Genomic DNA, 20,291 nt, shown 5'->3' with positions numbered 1-20,291 from the left:
GGCTTGTAGGCCTTATGGCGGCGCTTTGCGTTAGCGCCGCTCGGGCCGAGGTGTGTGCGCTCGACGACCTGGAGCGCGAGGTGTGCCTGAGCGCGCCTGCTGAGCGCATCGCCGCGCTGTCACCGGGGGCGACGGAGCTGGCTTTCGCCGCCGGTGCGGGTGAGCAGGTCGTCGCCGTGGTCTCGTTCAGCGACTACCCGCCCGAGGCCAAAGAGATTGCATCCATCGGCAGCCATACCCGGCTGGATCTGGAAGCGCTGGTGGCGCTCGAGCCGGATCTGGCCATCGGCTGGGTGACCGGCAACCCCGCCGAGCAGCTCGAAACGCTAAAAGCGCTCGGCATGGCGGTGTTTTATATCGAGCCGCGCAGCGTCGACGGCGTGGCCAGCGCCATCGAGCGCCTGGCTGCGCTTGCCGGCACCGAGGCCGAAGGCCGCCGCGTGGCCGATAATTTCGTTCGCGACATGGCCGCGCTCGAGGCGCAGTACGCGGGAGAAGCGCCGGTCGATACCTTCTACCAGGTGTGGGATTCACCGCTGATGAGCGTCAACGACGCGCACCTGATCGGCCAGGTGATTCGCCTGTGCGGCGGGCGCAACGTGTTTGGCGAGCTGGAACGCTTGGTACCGCGCCTGGACGACGAGGCGGTGCTCGCCGCCGACCCGGCGGTGATCGTCGCCGGCGGCATGGGCGAGGAGAACCGCGACTGGCTCGATCACTGGAGCCGCTACCCGGAGCTTCGCGCGGTGCAAAACAATCACCTCTACCTCGTGCCGCCGTCACTCATTCAGCGGCCCACGCCGCGGCTGGTCGAAGGGACGCGGCTTCTTTGCGAGCACCTGGCGACGACCCGCGCCGGAGAGGCACCGTGAATGGCCGGGCGCTGAGTTTCTGGCCCGTGGCGCTGGCGGCGCTCGCCCTCGCCGCACTTGCCCTGGCGCTCGCCACCGGCAGCGCCTCGCTATCGGTTGCTGAGCTCGCGCGGGCGCTGTTCGGGCAGGGCGAAAGCCTCGCTCACACCTTAGTGTTCGATCTTCGCCTGCCCCGGGCGCTTTCCGCTTTCGCCGTGGGTGGGCTGCTCGCCGTGGCGGGTGCGCTGATGCAGGTGCTCTTGCGAAACCCGCTCGCCGACCCTTACGTGCTCGGGCTTTCCGGTGGGGCGAGCATCGGGGCGCTTGGCGCGATGCTGGCGGGCCTGGGCGGGCTGCTGGTCACCGGCTCGGCGTTTGCAGGAGCGCTTTTCTCGACGCTTTTGGTGTTTGGCTTGGCTCAGGGGCGCGGCGGCTGGACGCCGGCGAGGTTACTGCTCACCGGCGTGGTCGTGGCTTCCGGCTGGGGGGCGCTGGTCACGCTGATGCTCGCCATGAGCCCCGCCGAGCGCCTGCCGGGCATGCTCTACTGGCTGATGGGCGATCTCGCCTATGCGCGCACGCCCTGGCCGCCGCTGGCTCTGCTGGTGCTGACCTGCGCGCTTTTATGGCCGCTGGGGAGAAGCCTCAACGTGCTGGCCCGTGGCTCGCTGCAGGCCGCCGCCCTTGGGGTGAACGTGCGCGGCTTCGAGTGGGGCATCTATCTTTTGGCAAGCCTTCTGACCGCCGTGGCGGTCACCACTGCCGGCAGCATCGGCTTCGTGGGGCTGGTCGTGCCGCACATGCTGCGCCTTGTGCTGGGCAACGACCAGCGCCGCATTTTGCCCGCCTGCGCGCTCGCCGGCGGCACGCTGCTGCTACTGGCGGATACGCTCGCGCGCACGCTGATCGCTCCGGAGCAGCTGCCGGTCGGCGTGATCACCGCGCTGCTCGGCGTGCCCACCTTTTTGCTGCTGCTCAGCCGGAGCCGGACATGAGCGCGCTTTGCGCCAGGGCGCTGACGCTTGCGATTCCCGGCCGCGAGGCCCAAGCGCTGGATATCGAGATCACGCCCGGCCAAGTGTGGGGCGTGCTGGGCCCTAACGGGGCGGGCAAGACCACGCTGTTGCATACGCTCGCCGGACTCAAGGCGCCGCGCGCAGGCAATGTTTATTTGGACGAGCAGCCGCTGAGTACGCTTGCCCGCCGCGACGTGGCCAGGCGGCTGGGGCTGGTGTTTCAGGAGCGCGTGGACGGCTTTCCCGCCACGGTATTCGAAACCGTGATGATGGGTCGCCACCCGTATCTATCGCTTTTCCAACACGAAACGCCCGGCGATAGCGAGCGCGTTGAAGCGGCGCTGGCCGCCTTCGATCTGGCCGGATTCGAGCAGCGCCTGGTGAGTTCGCTTTCCGGCGGCGAGCGCCAGCGGGTGGCGCTCGCCACGCTGGTTGTCCAGGACCCGGGGGTGTGGCTGCTCGACGAGCCGACCAACCACCTGGACCTGCACCATCAGAGCGCGGCGATGGCGCTTTTGAGTGAACGGGCCGCTCACGGGCGCACGGTGATGATGTGTTTGCACGACGTGAACCTGGCCGCGCGCTGGTGCAGCCACGCGCTGCTGCTGCATTCAAACGGCGACGTTCAGGCCGGCCCGACTGACGACGTGCTGGGCCTGGAGGCACTCGAGCGGCTCTATGACCAGCCGCTGAGCACCGCCGAGATCGACGGCGTGGCGGTGTTCATGCCGCGCCATGACCATGACCCCCACCGCGCAAGGAGACAGGCATGAGCGCGTTCCCCTTTGCCGGCGTGGTCGGCTATGAGCCGCTGAAGACCGCGCTGACGCTCAACGTGATCGACCCGCGCATCGGCGGCGTGCTGATCAGCGGGCCGCGCGGCAGCGCCAAGTCGACGCTGGCGCGGGCGCTGGCCGCCTTGCTGCCCCAGGGTGAAAGCGGCCAGGCGCCGTTCGTCACTTTGCCGCTGGGAGCGAGCGAAGACCGCCTGACGGGAAGTCTCGACGTCAATCGCGTGCTCGCCGACGGCGAAGTGCATTTCCAGCCGGGGCTTCTGGCGCGCGCCCACGGCGGCATTCTTTACGTGGACGAAGTGAACCTCCTGGCAGATACGCTGGTGGATCTGCTGCTCGACGTGGCGGCAAGCGGTACCAACGTGGTCGAGCGCGACGGCGTGAGCCACACCCACCCGGCGCGCTTTAGCCTGATCGGCACCATGAACCCGGACGAAGGCGAGTTACGCCCACAGCTGCTCGACCGCTTTGGGCTCTGCGTCGAGCAGCCGGGCAGCGTCAGCGTGGCCGAGCGTATCGCCATCGTGCGAAGCCGCGAGGCGTTCGATCGCGACCCGCACGCGTTCATCGCCGCCCACTTGGATACCGAGCGCGCGCTGATCGAGCGCATCGCCCGCGCTCGTGCCCGTGTCGATGAGATCGACGTACCTGATCAGGTTTTCGAGCAAATCGCCAGGCGCTGCGATCAGGCCGCGGTCGAAGGGCTTCGCGCCGACGTGACTTGGCACCGCGCCGCCCGTGCCCACGCCGCCTGGCGCGAGGTTTCGAGAGTCGAGCAGGCCGATATCGATGCCGTCGAGCCCTGGGTGCTGGCCCACCGGCGTACCGCGCCGTTGGAGCCGCCGGGCGGGTCGAACAGTGGCGAGCAGAACGGCGACGGTGCTGCTTCCGGCTCTCAAAAGGGGACTGGCGGGCAGCGTTCGTCATCGAGCCCGTCATCAAGCTCGTCATCAAGTCAGGACAGCGGCGCGGGGCAGTGGGGCGCGATGCCGCCGCTTTCTCAGCGCACCGCCGAGGGCCAGGCGGGCGCGCTCAAAGAAAGCGCGCCTTCAAAAACAGCGTCGCCCGGTGAGGCGTCGCCCGGCGGCGCACACCCAAGCAGCGCGCCAGGCGCTGGCCGGCTCAAGCGCCAGCCCGGCCCCGCACCGCGGCTGGACGTTTTCGCGACGATCACCGCCAATCGCGGCGCGCGGCCCTGGCGAGCGCTTAAATATCGCCCGGTGCGCACCGGGGCAGCCCGGCTTCATCTGGTGCTGCTGGACACCTCCGGCTCGACTTTCAGCGGGCGGCTTCTGGGCCGCGCCAAGGGCTTCGTCGAGGCGCTGGCCCACCAGGCGTATATCGCCCGCGAGCAGCTCGCCGTTTATGGTTTCGGCAACGATGCCGTCACGCCCTTGCTGTCGCGCCAGCGCGCGCCGAAAAGCCTGGCGGCGATGCTGGACGCCGTGGGCGCCGGCGGCGGCACGCCGCTGGCCAAAATGGTGAGCGAGGCGGCAGGTCAGGTGCGCCAGTGGCAGCGCCGCGAGCCGGGCCTCGATATTCGCACCTATCTGATTACCGACGGGCGCACCCGCGAGTCGCTTGTGGGCCTTGCCCCGCTTGGCGAGTGCCACGTGCTCGATATCGAACAGAGCCGCGTCAAGCGGGGCCAAGGGCCACGGCTCGCCCGGGAGCTTAATGCCCGCTACCAAATTCTGCCCTTCGAGGAGTCACCATGAGCGATGAGCGCCATCAAAACCGCATGCAGCGCAAAAAAGCGGTCGTCGACGAGCGCATCAGTCAGGCGAACGTAGAGCGCGGCGTGCTGATTCTTCTGAAAGGCAACGGCAAGGGCAAGAGCAGCTCCGCACTCGGCACGCTCTCGCGTTCGCTCGGCCACGGCCAACATGGGGCGGTGGTGCAGTTCATCAAGGGCCGGCGTGAAACCGGCGAGTATCTGTTCTTTCGCGACCACCCGCGCCTTGAGTGGCACATCATGGGCCAGGGCTTCACCTGGGAAACCCAGGACCGCGAGCGCGATGTCGAAGCCGCAGAGGCCGCTTGGGCCATCACCCAAGGCCTTCTCGAGAACCCGGCCATCGACATTATCGTGCTCGATGAAATGAGCTACATGTTCAAGTACGGCTATCTCGACGTGGCACCAATAGTCGAGGCGCTGCAAAAGCGCCCGGCGCACCAGAACGTGATCATTACCGGGCGCACCATGGCCACACCGCTTCAGGAGATCGCCGATACCATCAGCGTCGTCAACGACGAGCGCCACGCCTTCCGCGCCGGGGTGAAGGCGCAAAAGGGGATCGAATACTGATGGCCACCGCTTTTTGCCCCGCGCTGTTCATCGCCGCCCCGGCCTCCGGCCAAGGCAAGACCACCGTAACCGCCGCGCTTGCCAGGCTGTTGAAACGCCAAGGCAAGACGGTGCGCGTGTTCAAGACCGGCCCGGACTACCTGGACCCGCAAATTCTTTCTCAGGCAAGCGGCGCCCCGGTGGAGCCGCTGGATCTCTGGATGGCGGGCGAAGCTTACTGCCGCCAGCGCTTTTATGAAGCCGCGGTTGAGGCCGACTTGATCCTGGTCGAAGGCGCGATGGGCCTTTTCGATGGCGAGCCTTCGAGCGCGGATCTGGCGGCGCTGTTCGATATTCCGCTGGCGGTGGTGATGGACGTCAAGGGCATGGCGCAGACCGCTGGCGCGGTGATGGCGGGGCTCGCCGGATATAGAGCCGACATTCGGATCGCCGGTTTGATCGCCAACAGCTGCGCCACCGCCCGCCACCGCGAGCTGATCGAAGGGGCGCTTCCCGCGCACATACCGCTGCTGGCAAACCTGCCCCGCGACCCCGCACTCACGCTACCCGAGCGCCATCTGGGACTGGTGCAGGCGGATGAAATTAAGAACGAACTGGAGGCGCGTTTCGAGGCCGGAGCGGATGCGGTACAAGCCGCCGGGTTCTTGCAGGCGCTGGACGCGCTCGAACCGGTAAGCTTCACAGCCTCGCAGCACGCGCCGCCGGTGCCGGCGTTGGCGCTTGCCGGGCATACCGTGGGCGTGGCCCGCGACGCGGCCTTCAGCTTCATCTACCAAGCGAATCTCGATCTGCTTGAGGCGCTGGGGGCGACGCTTGCGTTCTTCTCGCCGCTGTCGGATAGCCACTTGCCTGAGTGCGACGCGCTCTGGCTGCCCGGCGGCTACCCGGAGCTTCACACGGCGGCGCTGGCCGACAACCACGCCATGAAAGCGGCGATCCGCGAGTTTTTCGAAGCTGACAAGCCGATTCTCGCCGAGTGCGGCGGGCTGCTCTACAGCCTGGAGACGCTGACCGACTATGACGATCGGTGTCATGCGATGCTCGGGCTGTTGGCGGGCCACGGCGCGATGCGCGGGCGGCGCGGCTGCCAGGGCATGCAGAGCGCGACACTGCCGGAAGGCGAGATTCGCGGCCATGCCCACCACCGCTCGATGGCCGAGGGCACCCCGGAACCGATCGGTTTTGGCCGCCGCCAGCGACACCCGGCGCCTGGCGAGGCGATCTACCGCGAAAGGCGCCTGACCGCCACCTATCTGCACCTGTTTTTCCCCAACAACCCCGACGCCGTGGCCGCGCTCTTCGCGCGCCAAGCGGTTTGCGACTCAACATCCTGCGAGGCATTCGATCATGCAGCCCAGTAACGTACAGCTCAGCAAGATTCCCGCCACCGTCGTCACCGGGTTTCTCGGCAGCGGCAAGACCACGCTGCTGGCAGGCATTCTGCGCCAGATGACCGGCAAGCGTATTGCCGTGATCGTCAACGAGTTCGGCGAGCAGGACATTGACTCAGATCTGTTGAGAAGCTGCGCGCTGGAGTGCGAAGAGGACGAGGGTGCTCGTATCGCGGAGGAGGACGACGGCATCTATGAGCTCGCCAACGGCTGCATCTGCTGCACCGTGGAGGAGGAGTTTTTGCCGGTGATGAAAAGGCTGGTCGAGCGGCGCGAGCGCATCGACCACATCCTGATCGAAACCAGCGGGCTGGCGCTGCCCAAACCCTTGGTGCAGGCGTTCAACTGGCCGGAAGTGCGCCAACACTGCACGGTGGATGCGATTATCACCGTGATCGACGGCCCGGCGGTGGCCGCCGGGCGCTTCGCCCACGACGAGGAACGCGTGGCCGCCCAGCGCTTGGCGGATGAGAGCCTGGATCACGACCCGAGCCTGCAGGAGCTGCTGGACGACCAGCTGAGCGCGGCGGATCTGGTGCTGGTCAGCAAGACCGATCTTCTCAGCGACGATGAGAAGCTGCGCGTCGAGGCGGCGGTGGCGGCGAAGGTGCCCGCCTCGGTGAAGACGCTATTCATCGACGCCACCTTTGGCGCTGACGCGGCTAAGCTCGAGGCGCTGATGGGCATCGGCGCGGCAAGCGAAGAGGGCATCGATGCGATCACCAATCACCACGACAAGCACCACGCCGAAGGCGCCCACCACGATCACGCCCACGACCACTTCGACTCCTGCGTGGTGACGCTTGGCGAGGTCGACGCCACCGCTCTGGAGGCCGCGCTTCAACAGATTCTCGATACCCAACACATCTACCGCGCCAAGGGCTTCGCCGCGGTGCCGGGCAAGCCCATGCGCCGGGTGGTGCAGGCGGTGGGCAAGCGCCTGGAAGGCTACTTCGATCGCCTTTGGGCGGCGGGCGAGGCGCGCCAAACCCAGCTGGTGTTGATCGGCCGCCATCTCAACCGTGACGCGCTGCACGCGGCGCTCGCCAACGCGGAAGTCGCGCAAGCCTGATGCATCTGTTCGCCGCCAAACCCGGAGGCTTCGTCGACGATGAGGGCATCGTCGATTTGCAGCAAAGCCCTGCTGAGGTCGTGATTCTCTCCGCTGCCGACAGCAACCTGTCGGCGCTGGCGAGCGCCTGTGAGCGGCTGGGCGACGCCTACCCCTACCCCAGCCTGCGCCTGGCCAACTGGATGAACCTGGCCAAGCCTGCGGCGTTCGATCTCTACGAGCACAAGGTGCTCGACCACGCGCGCTTGGCGGTGGTGTCGCTGCTCGGCGGCCAGGGCTACTGGCAGTACGGCGTCGAGCGCCTCGAGGCTTGGGCGGCGGGGAGGCCCGAGCGCCAGCTGATTCTCGTACCCGGCTGCGACGCGCCGGACGATGCGTTACTTTCCGCCTCCAGCATCGCCTTCGATGACGCCCACCGGGTGTGGCGCTTTCTGCGCGAAGGCGGGGTGGACAACGCCGAGCAGCTTTTACGCTTTATCGCCGCGCGCTGTTTGACCGGTTTTGAGGCGCTCTACAGCGGGCGCGAGCCAAAAGTGATCCCGCCGGCGCTGATCTACGCCCCGGAAAACGGCGCGGCCACGCTGCGCGACTGGCGGGCCGCGCGAAAAGGCCCCGCGTGCCTGGTGGTGTTCTACCGTAGCCATTTGCTGGGCGGCAATACCGGCGTGGTCGATGGGCTTTTGACGGCGCTCCTGGAGCAGGGCTTTTCGCCGCTGGCGGTGGCGGTCGCCTCACTCAAGGAGGCCGCCTGCGTCGAGTTCGTCGACTACCTGATCGAGGAGACCGGCGCGGCGGTGCTGCTCAACACCACGAGCTTTTCGGTCAACCGTAGCGCTACCGAAGACGACGCGGCGGGCGAGAGCCTCTTCACCGGTGAGCCGGTAGTGCTTCAGGCGATGCTGTCGAGCAGCACTGTCGAGGATTGGGAATCATCTAGTGCCGGGCTTCGCGCCCGGGACGTGGCGATGCAGATCGTGCTGCCGGAAATGGACGGCCGCGTCATCACCCGGCCCGTTGGCTTCAAGAGCGAGGCGCACTTCAACGAGCGCTGCCAGCTTTCGATTACCCACCACGCGCTGCATGCCGAGCGCGCCGCGTTCGTCGCGCGCCTGGCTTGGCGCTACCAGGCGCTGCGTGATACGCCCAGCGCGCAAAAACGCGTGGCGCTGGTAATGGCCAACTACCCCAACCGCGACGGGCGCATCGGCAACGGCGTAGGGCTCGATACGCCGGCCTCGACGCGCAAACTTCTGCTGGCGCTTCAAGGCGCCGGCTACTCGGTGGCCGACATCCCCGAAAGCGGCGATGCGCTGATTCGCCTGCTACAGGAGACGATCACCAACGCCCCGGAAGGCCTTACCCAGCGCGGCTGCTGGCAGAGCATCGATGTAAGCGAGTACCGCGTCTGGTTCGACACACTCCCCCAGGCGCTTCAAACCACCGTATTGACACGCTGGGGCGCCCCGGAAGAGGACCCGAAGTACCGCCAGGGCCGGCTGATGATTTCAGGCGTGCGCCTGGGCGAGACGTTCGTGGGCATCCAGCCCGAACGGGACTTCATTGAAGATCTCACCCAGAGCTACCACGACATGGCGCTCGCTCCACCGCACAGCTACCTGGCGTTCTACCTGTGGCTGCGCGAGCACTACCGCGTCGATGCGCTGGTGCACGTGGGCAAGCACGGAAGCCTTGAGTGGCTGCCGGGCAAGAGCACCGGGCTCGACGCCACCTGCTGGCCGGAAGTGGCGCTCGGGCCGATGCCGCACTTCTACCCGTTCATCGTCAACGACCCGGGCGAAGGCGCCCAGGCCAAGCGGCGAAGCCAAGCGGTGATCATCGACCACCTGATGCCGCCGCTGGCGCGCGCCGAGCTTTACGGGCCGATGGCCGAGCTCGAGGCGCTGTGTGACGAGTACTACCAGGCGCTGGACATGGACCCGAGGCGCGAGGCGCTGATTCGAAGCCAAATCCTTGCGCACCTGCGCGACACCGGCATCGACCAGGAGCTTGCCCAGTCAGGCGAGGCCGCCGCCGAGTGCGACGCCGAGCTACTCAGCGAGCTGGATACGTTTTTGTGCGATATCAAGGAGAGCCAGATTCGCCACGGCCTGCACGTGCTGGGAAGCGCGCCGCCGGTAGAAAAGCGCGCCGGCACGCTGGTGGCACTGCTACGCCTGCCCCGCGGCGACGCCGAGGCGGGTAAAGGCCTGTTGCACTGTTTGGCCGAGGATCTCGGGCTCGGGTTCGACCCGCTGGCCGCGGGTAGTGAGGCGTGGCAGGGCGACCGCCCCGCGGTGCTCGATGCGCTGCTGGCAAGCCCCTGGCGCACCGGCGCCGACACCCGCGAGCGCCTGGAGCTTTTAGCCGAGGCTCTGGTCGAGGCGTATGCGCTGGGCGATGGCGATCTCGAGACGCTCGCTCGCGATTATCCGAGCACCGCCGATCAGCTTCATTTCGCCCGCCGGCTGTGGGCGACGCTCACTCGCGGCGTCGAGATGGAGCTGGGTTCGCTACTCAAGGGGCTTGCCGGGCGCTTCGTGCCGGCGGGGCCGAGCGGTGCGCCGAGCCGGGGGCGGCTGGATGTGCTGCCCACCGGGCGCAACTTTTACAGCGTCGATAACCGCGCGATTCCCTCGCCGGCGGCCTGGCGGCTGGGGGAAAAATCCGCCCAGGCGTTCGTCGAGCGCTACCTGCAGGATCATGGCGACTTTCCACGCCGGCTCGGGCTTTCGATCTGGGGAACCGCGACCATGCGCACCGGCGGCGACGACATCGCCCAGGCCTTTGCGCTGATGGGCGTGCGCCCGCAGTGGTCGCTGGGCTCCCAGCGGGTGGTCGACTTCGAGGTGATTCCCGCCATGCTGCTGGGCCGGCCCCGGGTCGACGTCACGCTGCGCGTCTCCGGCTTTTTCCGCGACGCCTTCCCCAACGTGATTCGCCTGTTCGACGCCGCCGTCGAGGCGGTGGCCGAGTACCAGGAGCCCGGCGATAGCAACACCATCCGCCAGGCGGTGCTGGCGCGTACCCATGAGCTCGAAGCCGAGGGCCTGGATTCAGAAAAGGCCCGCGAGCAGGCGCGCTACCGCATTTTCGGCAGCAAGCCCGGCGAGTACGGCGCGGGGCTGGGCCGGCTGATCGAAAACCGCGCCTGGGAGAGCGCGGATGAGCTGGCCGAGGCGTACCTCTCTGCCGGCGCCTACGCCTACGGGCAGTTCGAGAATTTTGGTGCCCCCGCGCGCGGCGCTTTTGATCGTCAGATCGAAGGGCTCCAGGCGGTGCTGCACAACCAGGATAACCGCGAGCACGACATTCTCGACTCCAACACCTATTACGCCTTTCAGGGCGGCATGGCGAACGCCAGCCGCGCACTAAGCGGCGAGGCGCCGGCGATTTTTCACGCCGACCACGCCAACCCGGCTGCGCCCAAAGTACGCACGCTAAAAGAGGAGCTTGCCAGAGTGATCCGCGCCCGGGTGTTGAACCCCAAGTGGATCGAGGCGATGCGTGAGCACGGCTACAAGGGCGCCTTCGAAATGGCGGCAACGGTCGATTACCTGTTCGCCTATGACGCGACGACGGATCTGGTCGCCGACCACCAGTACGCCCAGGTGAGCCAGGCGCTGGTGCTCGACGAAGCGAACCAGGCGTTTTTGCGCGAGCACAACCCGGCCGCGCTCGAGGAGATGGCCGAGCGCCTGTGCGAGGCCGCCCAGCGCGGCCTGTGGCAAAACCCGGGCCAACACGGCGAGGCGCTCGAGGATCTATTGCTGGCGCTGGACGACGCCCGCGAGCAGGGCGGCCCGTGAGCGCGCCGTTTGACGTCAAGGGCTGGTGCCCCGGCGCCTGGCGGCCGATGGAAACCGGCGACGGCTGGCTGGTGCGCGTGCGCCCGCCGCTTGGCGAGCTAACCCGCGCACAGGCGCTGGCACTTGCCCAGGCTTCTGAGCGCTTCGGCAGCGGCCTGATCGAGCTGACTAGCCGCGCCAACGTGCAGCTTCGCGGGGTGAGCGAAAACACCTGGCCTGCGCTGATGGACTTTCTCGTCGAGCACGGCCTGGCGCCACCGAGCGCCTTTGACGAGCGCCGCCCGCCGCTGATGCTCTCGCCCGAGTGGCGCGAAAATGACGACACTCACCGCGCCGCCCGGCGCCTTGAAGAGAGCGACTTTCCCGCGCTTCCCGCCAAGGTCGGCATTGCCTTGGACGCCGGCGTGGCACCGGTGCTCGGTGACGCCCCGGCAGACTTTCGCATCGAACGCGATGATACCGGCGCGCTGTTGGTGCGCTGCGAAGGCCGCGCGCTGGGGACCCGCATCGAAAGCGCCGAGGCCGCCGCCCACCTGGTGGTCAAGCTGTGCCACTGGTTCATGGAGAGCGGCGGGGAGCAGGCCAAACGCATTGGCCGCCACCGCGCGCCGCTGCCGGCCTGGGCGCAGCAAGACGCGGCCCCGATGGCACAGGGCCAGGCGCTTAGGCTTGGCGCGCACCCGTTGGGCGCGGTGGTGGGGCTTTCGCTTGGGCGAGTCGACGCGGCGTCGCTGCGCGCCCTCGTGACACCTTTTAAAACATGCCGGCTGCGCGTGACGCCCTGGCGACGGCTGCTGGTCACCGGTGCTGCTGCCGCGCGCCTGCCCGCGCTGCCCGGTGTGATTACCGAGCCGGGTGATCCGCGCCTTTCGATGGACGCCTGCCCCGGTGCGCCGTTCTGCGCTCAGGCAAGCGTGGATACCCACGCCATGGCCGCGCGGCTTTCTCACCATAAAACGGGCAGCCTACACGTATCCGGCTGCGCCAAGGGCTGCGCGCGAAGCCGCCAGGCGGCGGTGTGCCTGACCGGGCGCGGTGGCCGCTTCGACGTACTGATCAATGACCGCGCCGACGGCGAACCGGCGGCGCGCGGGCTCACGGAGCCCGACGTACTGGACTATTTGGAGAAGTTGGGTGCCTTACACCTATGAAACCCACGGCCCGGCGATCTACCGGGAGTCGTTTTCGATCATCCGCCGCGAGGCAGCGCTTTCTCGCTTCAGCCCGGAAGAGGAGGTCGTGGCCGTGCGCATGATCCACGCCGCAGGCCTCGTGGAGCTTGCCGCCCATATCCACTTCCAAAACGATATGGTCAACCGCGCGAGAGCGGCGCTCGAGGCCGGCGCGCCGATTCTGTGCGATGCGCGCATGGTCTCTGAGGGCATCACCCGCAAGCGCCTGCCGGCCAGTAACGACGTAATCTGCACGCTGCATGATGAGCGCACACCAATATTGGCCCGAAAAATGGCCAACACCCGCTCGGCGGCGGCGCTGGAACTCTGGCGGCCGCACTTGGAAGGCGCGGTGGTGGCGATCGGCAACGCCCCGACGGCGCTGTTTCACCTGCTCAATATGCTCGAAGACCCCGACTGCCCCCGCCCGGCGGCGGTGATCGGCTGCCCGGTGGGCTTCGTCGGCGCGGCGGAATCCAAGGAAGCGCTGTGGGGGAACCCGGCCATTCCCGGCTGCATCGTGCGCGGGCGCTTGGGGGGCAGTGCGGTTACCGTGGCCGCGGTCAACGCGCTGGCGGATCGCGTCGAATGAGTAACGGTTGCATCAAGGGCGTGGGCCTGGGCCCCGGCTGTCAGGATTTGATGAGCGTGCGCGCGGACCGACTGATTCGTGGCGCCACCCACATCGCCTACTTTCGCAAGAAGGGCAAAAAGGGCCACGCCCGCAGCATCGTCGAGGGGCTCTTGAGCGAGCACGTCGTCGAGCTTGCCATGGAGTACCCGGTCACCACCGAAATTCCTTTCGATGACCCGCGCTACAACGCGCTGCTCTCCGCTTTTTACGAGCAGTGCGTGGCCCAGCTCGTCGAGATCAGCGCCGCCGGGCATGGCGTGGTCGTGCTTTGCGAAGGCGACCCGTTCTTCTACGGCTCGTTCATGCACCTTTACACGCGGCTTTTGGAGCGCGTGCCGGTGGACGTGGTGCCCGGTATCACCGGCATGTCGGCGGCCTGGACCGCCACGGGGGCGCCCATTACCTGGGGCGACGACGTGCTCACCGTGGCGATGGCGACCCTCCCCGAAGCGCAACTGCTTAATCGCATCCGCCAAACCGACGCGCTGGTGGTGATGAAGATCGGCCGGCACTTGGCCAAGCTGCGCCGGGCGCTCAAGGCCGCCGGGCGCGAGGAGGATGCCTGGCTGATCGAGTACGCCGCCATGGAGAACCAGCGCGTGGTGCCACTGACTGAGGCCGGCGACCGGGTGCCTTACTTCTCGATCGTGCTGATTCATGGACACGGGAGGCGCCCATGAGCGGCTGGGTCAAAATCGTCGGGCTGGGCCCGGGCGCGGATTCGATGATTACGCCGGAGGTCACGGCCGCGCTTGCTGAGGCCACTGACGTGGTGGGCTACGTGCCTTATGTGAACCGCGTGGCGCCGCGCGAAGGCCTGACCCGCCACGGCTCGGACAACCGTGAGGAGATTCGCCGAGCCGAGGCCGCACTCGATATGGCCTGTGAGGGCAAGCGCGTGGCGGTGGTCTCCTCCGGCGACCCCGGCGTATTCGCCATGGCCGCGGCGGTGTTCGAGGCACTCGAAGCCGGAAAACCGGCGTGGCGCGCGCTCGATATTCAGGTGCTGCCGGGTATTTCCGCCATGCTGGCGGCCAGTGCCCGGGCCGGCGCGCCGCTGGGCCACGATTTCTGCTGCATCAATCTTTCCGACAACCTCAAGCCCTGGGCGCTGATCGAAAAGCGCCTGCGCCTGGCGGCCATTGCCGACTTCGCCATGGCGTTTTACAACCCGCGATCAACATCGCGCCCGATTGGGTTCGAGCGTACGCTCGACGTGCTGCGTGAGGAGTGCGAGCCCGAGCGCGTGATCATCTTCGCACGGGCGGTATCCACCCCGGAGGAGTCGATTCGCGTGGTAACGCTTGGTGATGCCACCCCGGAAATGGCGGACATGCGCACGCTGGTGATCGTCGGCTCGAGCCTGACGCGAGTGATCGAGCGCGCCGCCGCGCCGCTGGTCTACACGCCGCGCTCGGTGGCGTGAGGCCAAGTATCGTGAGACTAGGCCTCGAGCCAGGCCAGCACCTCGTCGACGCTATGCGCCTCCTGGCGCGGCGGAAGGCGGGGGCGGTCGATCATCGTGACTGGAAGACTGAGGGCTCGGGCGGCCAGAATCTTGGACGCCGCGCCGCTGCCGCCGGCGTTCTTGCACACGATGCGGGTGATGCGCTCGGTTTTGAGCAGCTCAAGATCGTTTTCAAGCGTGAACGGGCCGCGGTCGATCACCGCCTTGTAGCGGGCAAGCGGCGGCGGCACGGCGGGTTCTTCGACCAGGCGCAGCAGGTAGTGGTGCTGGGGCCGGGCGCTGAACGCGTCCAGATGCAGCCGGCCGATGGCCAGCAGGATGCGCTCTGCCGGCCCGTCGAGCGCCTCGACGGCGGCTTCGATGCTCGCCACGCGCTGCCAGCGGTCGGCCTCCATTTCACGCCAGGGTGGGCGGGTCAGCGCCAGGGCGCGGGCGCCGGTGTGCGCCGCCGCCGCCAGCGCGTGGCGGCTCATCTGCGCAGCAAAAGGGTGGGTGGCGTCGACGATATGGGTAATACGTTCACGGGCGATAAAATCGACCAGCCCCGCCACGCCGCCAAAGCCGCCCACGCGAGTCGGCAGCGGCTGGGGTTTGGGGCGGCTCACCCGCCCGGCGTAGCTGAAGGTGGCACTTAGCCCGCGGGCGGCCACGGCCTGGGCCAGCGCGCTTGCCTCGGTGGTGCCGCCAAGAATCAACACGTTTTTCATGGTTTCAGGATGTAACGCATGGAGTTAGCAGACGGGGCCTGGCTCACAATCATTGGGTGGGGCGAGAGTGGCACAGCCGGGCTCACCGCCGCAAGCCGGCGCGAGCTGGACGCCGCCGAGGTGGTCTTCGGCGCGCGGCGCCACCTTCGCCTTCTCCCTGAGCTTGCCGCCGAGATTCGCGAGTGGCCGGTGCCCTTTAGTGAGGGCATCCCGTGGCTTCTGGCCGAGCGCGGCCGCCGGGTGGTGATGCTGGTGTCGAACGATCCGTTCTGGTTCGGTGCGGGCACGAGTATTACCCGCTATCTCGAGTGGCACGAGTGGCAGGCGCTGCCCGCGCCCTCGACCTTTAGCCTGGCGGCGGCGCGCCTTGGCTGGCCGCTCGAGCGCTGCTGCTGTTTAGGGCTTCACGCCAGGCCGCTGACGCGCCTTCGCCCGCACCTGCAGCCGGGCCAAAAGCTTCTGGTGCTGCTGCGCGACGGCGCGGCGGTGGCGGAGCTTTCCGCGCTGATCACACGCCTTGGTTTTGGGGACTCGACGCTAACCGTGCTGGAGGCGTTGGGCGGCGCTCAGGAGCGCGTGAGGGAGCTTTCCGCCCAAGTGCTGCTTCCCGCCGACATCGCCCACCCGGTGGCCGTCGCTATCGAGGTGGCGGGTGACGGCCCGGCGCTGCCGCGCGCATCGGGGCTGCCGGATCACTTCTTCGAGCACGACGGCCAGATCACCAAGCAGGCGGTGCGCGCGCTCACGCTGTGTGCGCTTGCCCCTAAGCCCGGTGAGCGGCTGTGGGATATCGGCACTGGCTCCGGCTCCGTCGCCATCGAGTGGCTGCTGGCGCACCCGGACAACCGCGCCACCGGCTTCGAGCAAAACGGCGAGCGCGCCGCCCGGGCGCGGCGAAACGCCGAGCAGCTAGGGGTGGACTGGCTGGAGGTGAAAGAGGGCGCCGCGTTGGAACTGCTCGGGGACGCTGAGCCACCGGATGCAGTGTTCATCGGCGGCGGGCTATCGCAGGCGCTGCTGGACGCGCTGTGGCAGCGCCTACCCGCGGGCACGCGGGTGGTGGCCAACGCGGTCACGCTGGAGTCCGAGGCGTTGCTTGCCCATTGGCAGCGGGTAGCCGGTGGCGAGCTTTTGAGGATCGAGCTTGCCAGTGCCGCGCCGCTCGGCGCCAAACGCGGCTGGAAAGCGAGCTACCCGATCGTGCAGTGGCGGGGCGTGCGATGAAGGTGGCTGGGCTTGGGTATTCCAGCGAGGCCACGCTCGATTCGCTTTCCCAGGCGCTGGAGGCGCTGATCGAGCGCTTTGGACCGGTCGAGCGGCTCGCCGCCGCCGAGAGCAAGCAGGCGCTGGTGCAGCGGCTCGGCCAAGCGCGCGGGCTTTCGGTCAGCCTGGTGGCGGATGAGGCGCTCGCCCGCGCCGAGACGCTGACCCACTCGGCACGTAGTCACCAGGCGTTTGGCACGGGCAGCGTAGCGGAGGCCGCCGCGCTGCTGGCAGCCGGCCCCGGCGCGCGGCTTCTGGCCCCGCGGCTGATTTCCAACGACAGAAAGGCCACCGCCGCGCTGGCGGTGGCGCCTAAAGGTGAGACATGACGGTTCATTTCATCGGCGCCGGCCCCGGCGCCCCGGATTTACTCACGCTTAGAGGGCGCGATCTGATCGCCGCCTGCCCGGTGTGCCTCTATGCCGGCTCATTAGTGCCCGAGGAGATTCTGGCCCACTGCCCGGCGGGTGCGCGCATCGTCAACACCGCGCCGCTATCGCTCGATGAGATCATCGACGAGATCCAGCGCGCCCACGCCGCAGGCCAGGACGTTGCCCGGCTGCACTCCGGCGATTTATCGGTGTGGTCGGCGCTCGGCGAGCAGCTTCGCCGCCTGCGGGAGCTTGCTATTCCCTTCAGCGTGACGCCGGGCGTGCCGTCCTTCGCCGCCGCCGCGGCGGCGCTGGAGCAGGAGCTGACGCTGCCCGGCGTGGCGCAGTCCGTCGTGCTCACCCGCACCTCGGGCCGGGCCAGCCAAATGCCGGAAAACGAGACGCTGGAGCGCTTCGCCGAAAGCGGCGCGACGCTGGCGATTCATCTTTCCGTACACAATTTGAGCGATGTGGTGGCGCGGCTCACGCCTTTTTACGGCGGCGACTGCCCGGTCGCGATCGTCTGGCGGGCGAGCTGGCCGGACGAGCGCGTACTGCGCGGGCGGCTTTCCACCATCGAGGCGCAAATGGGCGAGGCGCTCCAGCGCACCGCGCTGATTCTGGTCGGCCCGGTGCTCGCGTGCGACGACTTCCAGGAGAGCAGCTTGTACGCGGTAGGGTACGATCGCCGCTTTCGCCCGCAGTCGGCGGATTCCCCCTTCGCTCACGGCGATACGGGGATTGATGAGGAGCGTGAGCCGTGATTGCGCTTTCATTCATCGGTATCGGCACCGGCAACCCGGATCACGTGACGCTGGCCGCGGTGCGCGCGCTGAACGAGGCGGACGTGATTCTGCTGCCGCGCAAGGGCGAGGCCAAGAGTGATTTGATCGACCTGCGCCGCCTGCTTTGCGATGAGCTGTTGGAAAACAGAAGTGCTGCGAACGTCGTCGAATTCGACCTGCCCACGCGTGACGCAAGCGCCCCGTACCTGGGCGCGGTCAACGACTGGCACGCGTCCATTGCCGCCGTGTGGGCGCAGCTTCTTGAACAGCACCTGCCCCAAGGCGGGCGCGCCGCCATGCTGGTGTGGGGCGACCCTTCGCTTTATGACAGCAGCCTGCGCATCGCCAAGCGCCTGCTGGCAAGCGGGCGCGAGATCGAGGTCAGCGTCATTCCCGGCATTACCAGCCTGCAGGTACTCACCGCCGAGCACCGCATACCGCTCAACGCCCTGGCGGGGGCGGTCCATATCACTACCGGCCGGCGGCTGCGCGAGAAGGGGTGGCCGAATGATGCCGCCACTGTGGCGGTAATGCTCGACAGCGGCGGGGCGTTCAGCGCGCTTAAGGACAAGCACGTGCATATCTGGTGGGGGGCGTATCTTGGCATGGAGAAGCAGTGCCTGATCGAAGGGCGCCTGAAAGACGTCGAGCAGCAGATTCTCGAGCGCCGGGCCGCGCTTCGCGACCAGTACGGCTGGATCATGGATAGTTATCTGCTGGCCCGCGAGCCGCTTCTTTGAGCGCCGGTAGGCATCTGGAAGGTTTTTCCATAAAATGACGGCCACCGTTTTTAATCGCCGCTTTTGGAACGACGCCGATGTACCAGAACCTGCCGGTCATTTCGCGCTCGGCCTTTTTCAGCCGCCGGGTGTTTCCGTTTCTATGGCTATCGGTGGTCGGCTTCATCTTCCTGGTCGGGCTGGTCACGGCGGACACCTTCACGCCCTTTCTGCTGATACCGCTGATCATGCTGGTGGCTGGCCGGCGGATGTTCAAAAAGGTGTTCGCCGGCGTAGCCGACCGCGTTTACGACGGCGGGGATTGTTTGATTTTCGTCTATGGCGAGCGGCACGAAACGATCAAACTTAAGGACGTGATGAACGTGAACTACGCCGCCATGGGCTCGCCAGACAAGGTGACGCTAACGCTGCGCGAGGCCGCTGCCAGTAGCCGCGAGGTGGTGTTTCTCCCCATCCGCCGTAAGCTCGGGTTCGCGGAAATCTCGTTCAAACGCCTGCGGCTCGAAAACCACCAGGTCGACGAGCTGATCGAACGCATCGATCAGGCCCGGCGTGCAGAGTAGGGCAATTCTTATTTCGCGAGCCTTAAAGGCGCGGAATCTTCCGGCGCTCACGATTTCCAACCACCACCTCACAATGCATTGACACCCAAGGAGCACCCCATGAGCTTTTACGTCTACCTCTCCGGCGAGATTCACACCGACTGGCGCGACGAGATCCAACGCGGCGCCGACGCAGCAGGATTGGACATCGTCTTCACCGCCCCGGTCACCGACCACGACGCCAGCGACGCCGCCGGCGATCACCTGGGCAAGCCGGAAAACAGCTTCTGGCGCGACCACCAATCCTCCAAGGTCAACTCCATCCGCACCCGCACACTGATCGAGCAATCTGATCTGGTCGTCGTACGCTTCGGCGACAAGTACAAACAGTGGAACGCAGCGTTCGATGCCGGCTACTGCTCGGCGCTGGCCAAGCCGTATATCACTCTGCATAGCGAGGATATCGTGCATCCGCTCAAAGAAGTGGATGCCGGGGCGCAGGCCTGGTGCACCACGACCGACCAAGTCGTGGAAACGTTGAAGTACGTCCTGAAAGATTAATACCCCAGCGCCTCTCGCAATCGCCCCCATTCTGGTGTTGTAGGAGCGCGCTTCAGCGCGCGAAGGGCAGCGCCAGCTGCCCCGATACCGCCACCATCCGACCTTGATAATACCTATACTATAACTACACTGTAATGCATGAGCCATTTATGCTTTGACTGGGATCCACACAAGGATACCGCCAATCGCCGAAAGCACGGCGTATCCTTTCAAGAGGCCAAAACGGCGTTTACAGACGAGTTCGGTCGCCTGATATCAGACCCCGATCATTCCGAAAACGAGGACCGCTTCATACTGCTCGGCACCAGCATTCAATAGCGTTTGTTGGTAGTGTGCCACTGCGTTCGAGAGGGTGAGGTCATCCGCATCATTTCGGCGCGTAAGGCAAATAAACGAGAGCGTAGAACTTACGAAGGATATAAACATGCGTGATCATTACGATTTTTCAGAGTCCGTCAAAAACCCCTACGCCAAAAAGCTCAAAAAACAGGTCACGATCCGATTGGACGAAGACACCATCGCGTATTTCAAGAAGCTGGCGGAAGAAAAAGACCTGCCTTATCAAAGCTTGATCAATCTTTATCTGCGAGATTGCGCGCAATCACGTAAAGACCTAAAGCTTGAGTGGCAATAACGAGGCGGCACTCGCCAAGCGTTGCATGGCCCTGAAAAACTAAGGAAATGGCGATTTGCCGAGAAGGTCTTAAGCCGAACCATGGATCTGTTGCATCGCTACCGGACAGGGTGTCGAAACCAATAGTAAATCTTCAAAGCTGAAATCAGGCCCATCTATATCTTGCAGGCCCTATT

General features: G+C 66.5%; 21 protein-coding genes. 20 read left to right on the top strand and 1 reads right to left on the bottom strand.

What is annotated here, in order from left to right; all coding sequences use genetic code 11:
* Positions 1 to 14 precede the first annotated feature (14 nt).
* Genes ACGLWX_RS15360 through cobJ form a run of 12 tightly spaced genes read left to right on the top strand, consistent with a single transcriptional unit; the run spans position 15 to position 14,470 of the window.
* On the top strand, positions 15 to 872 hold the full coding sequence (locus tag ACGLWX_RS15360) for a cobalamin-binding protein (protein ID WP_396240997.1): 858 nt from the start codon (positions 15 to 17) through the stop codon (positions 870 to 872).
* Positions 869 to 1,846 carry a FecCD family ABC transporter permease gene (locus tag ACGLWX_RS15355; protein ID WP_396240995.1) on the top strand — a complete coding sequence of 326 codons (978 nt, stop codon included), beginning with the start codon at positions 869 to 871 and terminating at the stop codon, positions 1,844 to 1,846. Before ACGLWX_RS15360 ends, ACGLWX_RS15355 begins: the two co-directional genes overlap by 4 nt.
* The gene (locus ACGLWX_RS15350; protein WP_396240993.1) at positions 1,843 to 2,640 is read left to right on the top strand and encodes an ABC transporter ATP-binding protein; all 798 of its coding nucleotides are present in this window, start codon (positions 1,843 to 1,845) and stop codon (positions 2,638 to 2,640) included. The genes ACGLWX_RS15355 and ACGLWX_RS15350 overlap by 4 nt, the downstream gene beginning before the upstream one ends.
* Positions 2,637 to 4,379: an AAA family ATPase gene (locus ACGLWX_RS15345; RefSeq protein WP_396240991.1), complete on the top strand. Its 1,743-nt coding sequence runs from the start codon at positions 2,637 to 2,639 to the stop codon at positions 4,377 to 4,379. Before ACGLWX_RS15350 ends, ACGLWX_RS15345 begins: the two co-directional genes overlap by 4 nt.
* On the top strand, positions 4,376 to 4,969 hold the full coding sequence (cobO, locus tag ACGLWX_RS15340) for a cob(I)yrinic acid a,c-diamide adenosyltransferase (protein ID WP_396240989.1): 594 nt from the start codon (positions 4,376 to 4,378) through the stop codon (positions 4,967 to 4,969). Before ACGLWX_RS15345 ends, cobO begins: the two co-directional genes overlap by 4 nt.
* The gene (locus tag ACGLWX_RS15335; protein WP_396240987.1) at positions 4,969 to 6,330 is read left to right on the top strand and encodes a cobyrinate a,c-diamide synthase; all 1,362 of its coding nucleotides are present in this window, start codon (positions 4,969 to 4,971) and stop codon (positions 6,328 to 6,330) included. The genes cobO and ACGLWX_RS15335 overlap by 1 nt, the downstream gene beginning before the upstream one ends.
* Positions 6,317 to 7,432, top strand: a complete 1,116-nt coding sequence (gene cobW / locus ACGLWX_RS15330; RefSeq protein ID WP_396240985.1) for a cobalamin biosynthesis protein CobW — start codon at positions 6,317 to 6,319, stop codon at positions 7,430 to 7,432. The genes ACGLWX_RS15335 and cobW overlap by 14 nt, the downstream gene beginning before the upstream one ends.
* A complete protein-coding gene (cobN, locus tag ACGLWX_RS15325) occupies positions 7,432 to 11,238 on the top strand; it encodes a cobaltochelatase subunit CobN (protein ID WP_396240983.1) in 3,807 nt (1,268 codons plus the stop codon). Before cobW ends, cobN begins: the two co-directional genes overlap by 1 nt.
* Positions 11,235 to 12,389, top strand: coding sequence for a cobalamin biosynthesis protein CobG (locus ACGLWX_RS15320; RefSeq protein ID WP_396240981.1), 1,155 nt, complete (start codon positions 11,235 to 11,237; stop codon positions 12,387 to 12,389). Before cobN ends, ACGLWX_RS15320 begins: the two co-directional genes overlap by 4 nt.
* Positions 12,373 to 13,002, top strand: a complete 630-nt coding sequence (locus tag ACGLWX_RS15315) for a precorrin-8X methylmutase (protein WP_396240979.1) — start codon at positions 12,373 to 12,375, stop codon at positions 13,000 to 13,002. The genes ACGLWX_RS15320 and ACGLWX_RS15315 overlap by 17 nt, the downstream gene beginning before the upstream one ends.
* The gene (gene cobI, locus ACGLWX_RS15310; protein ID WP_396240977.1) at positions 12,999 to 13,724 is read left to right on the top strand and encodes a precorrin-2 C(20)-methyltransferase; all 726 of its coding nucleotides are present in this window, start codon (positions 12,999 to 13,001) and stop codon (positions 13,722 to 13,724) included. Before ACGLWX_RS15315 ends, cobI begins: the two co-directional genes overlap by 4 nt.
* A complete protein-coding gene (gene cobJ, locus ACGLWX_RS15305; protein WP_396240975.1) occupies positions 13,721 to 14,470 on the top strand; it encodes a precorrin-3B C(17)-methyltransferase in 750 nt (249 codons plus the stop codon). Before cobI ends, cobJ begins: the two co-directional genes overlap by 4 nt.
* A gap of 17 nt (positions 14,471 to 14,487) precedes the next feature.
* On the opposite strand, the gene ACGLWX_RS15300 is transcribed toward cobJ, so the two are convergent.
* Positions 14,488 to 15,219: a cobalt-precorrin-6A reductase gene (locus ACGLWX_RS15300; RefSeq protein ID WP_396240973.1), complete on the bottom strand. Its 732-nt coding sequence runs from the start codon at positions 15,217 to 15,219 to the stop codon at positions 14,488 to 14,490.
* An 18-nt stretch (positions 15,220 to 15,237) separates the two neighbouring features.
* Between ACGLWX_RS15300 and cbiE the strand changes: the two genes are divergently transcribed.
* From cbiE to ACGLWX_RS15260, 8 genes are all read left to right on the top strand, one after another.
* The gene (gene cbiE, locus ACGLWX_RS15295) at positions 15,238 to 16,443 is read left to right on the top strand and encodes a precorrin-6y C5,15-methyltransferase (decarboxylating) subunit CbiE (RefSeq protein WP_396240971.1); all 1,206 of its coding nucleotides are present in this window, start codon (positions 15,238 to 15,240) and stop codon (positions 16,441 to 16,443) included.
* Positions 16,440 to 16,811, top strand: coding sequence for a cobalamin biosynthesis protein (locus tag ACGLWX_RS15290; RefSeq protein WP_396240969.1), 372 nt, complete (start codon positions 16,440 to 16,442; stop codon positions 16,809 to 16,811). The genes cbiE and ACGLWX_RS15290 overlap by 4 nt, the downstream gene beginning before the upstream one ends.
* Positions 16,808 to 17,617, top strand: a complete 810-nt coding sequence (gene cobM / locus ACGLWX_RS15285; protein WP_396240967.1) for a precorrin-4 C(11)-methyltransferase — start codon at positions 16,808 to 16,810, stop codon at positions 17,615 to 17,617. Before ACGLWX_RS15290 ends, cobM begins: the two co-directional genes overlap by 4 nt.
* A complete protein-coding gene (cobF, locus tag ACGLWX_RS15280; protein ID WP_396240965.1) occupies positions 17,614 to 18,378 on the top strand; it encodes a precorrin-6A synthase (deacetylating) in 765 nt (254 codons plus the stop codon). The genes cobM and cobF overlap by 4 nt, the downstream gene beginning before the upstream one ends.
* 77 nt (positions 18,379 to 18,455) lie before the next feature.
* A complete protein-coding gene (locus ACGLWX_RS15275; protein ID WP_396240964.1) occupies positions 18,456 to 18,941 on the top strand; it encodes a hypothetical protein in 486 nt (161 codons plus the stop codon).
* Positions 18,942 to 19,040: 99 nt separating this feature from the next.
* Positions 19,041 to 19,481 (top strand): YtoQ family protein, encoded by a 441-nt coding sequence (locus ACGLWX_RS15270; RefSeq protein WP_396240963.1) that lies wholly within the window; start codon positions 19,041 to 19,043, stop codon positions 19,479 to 19,481.
* 138 nt (positions 19,482 to 19,619) lie between these two features.
* Positions 19,620 to 19,799, top strand: coding sequence for a BrnT family toxin (locus ACGLWX_RS15265; RefSeq protein WP_396240961.1), 180 nt, complete (start codon positions 19,620 to 19,622; stop codon positions 19,797 to 19,799).
* Positions 19,800 to 19,905: 106 nt separating this feature from the next.
* Positions 19,906 to 20,115: a BrnA antitoxin family protein gene (locus ACGLWX_RS15260; RefSeq protein WP_396240959.1), complete on the top strand. Its 210-nt coding sequence runs from the start codon at positions 19,906 to 19,908 to the stop codon at positions 20,113 to 20,115.
* Positions 20,116 to 20,291: the final 176 nt, after the last annotated feature.

Origin of the sequence: Halomonas sp. HMF6819 (assembly GCF_044335525.1) — a bacterium.
In the GTDB taxonomy this organism is placed as follows: domain Bacteria; phylum Pseudomonadota; class Gammaproteobacteria; order Pseudomonadales; family Halomonadaceae; genus Vreelandella.
Note: the sequence above shows the minus strand (reverse complement) of the source record. Positions and strands in the feature narration are given on the sequence as shown.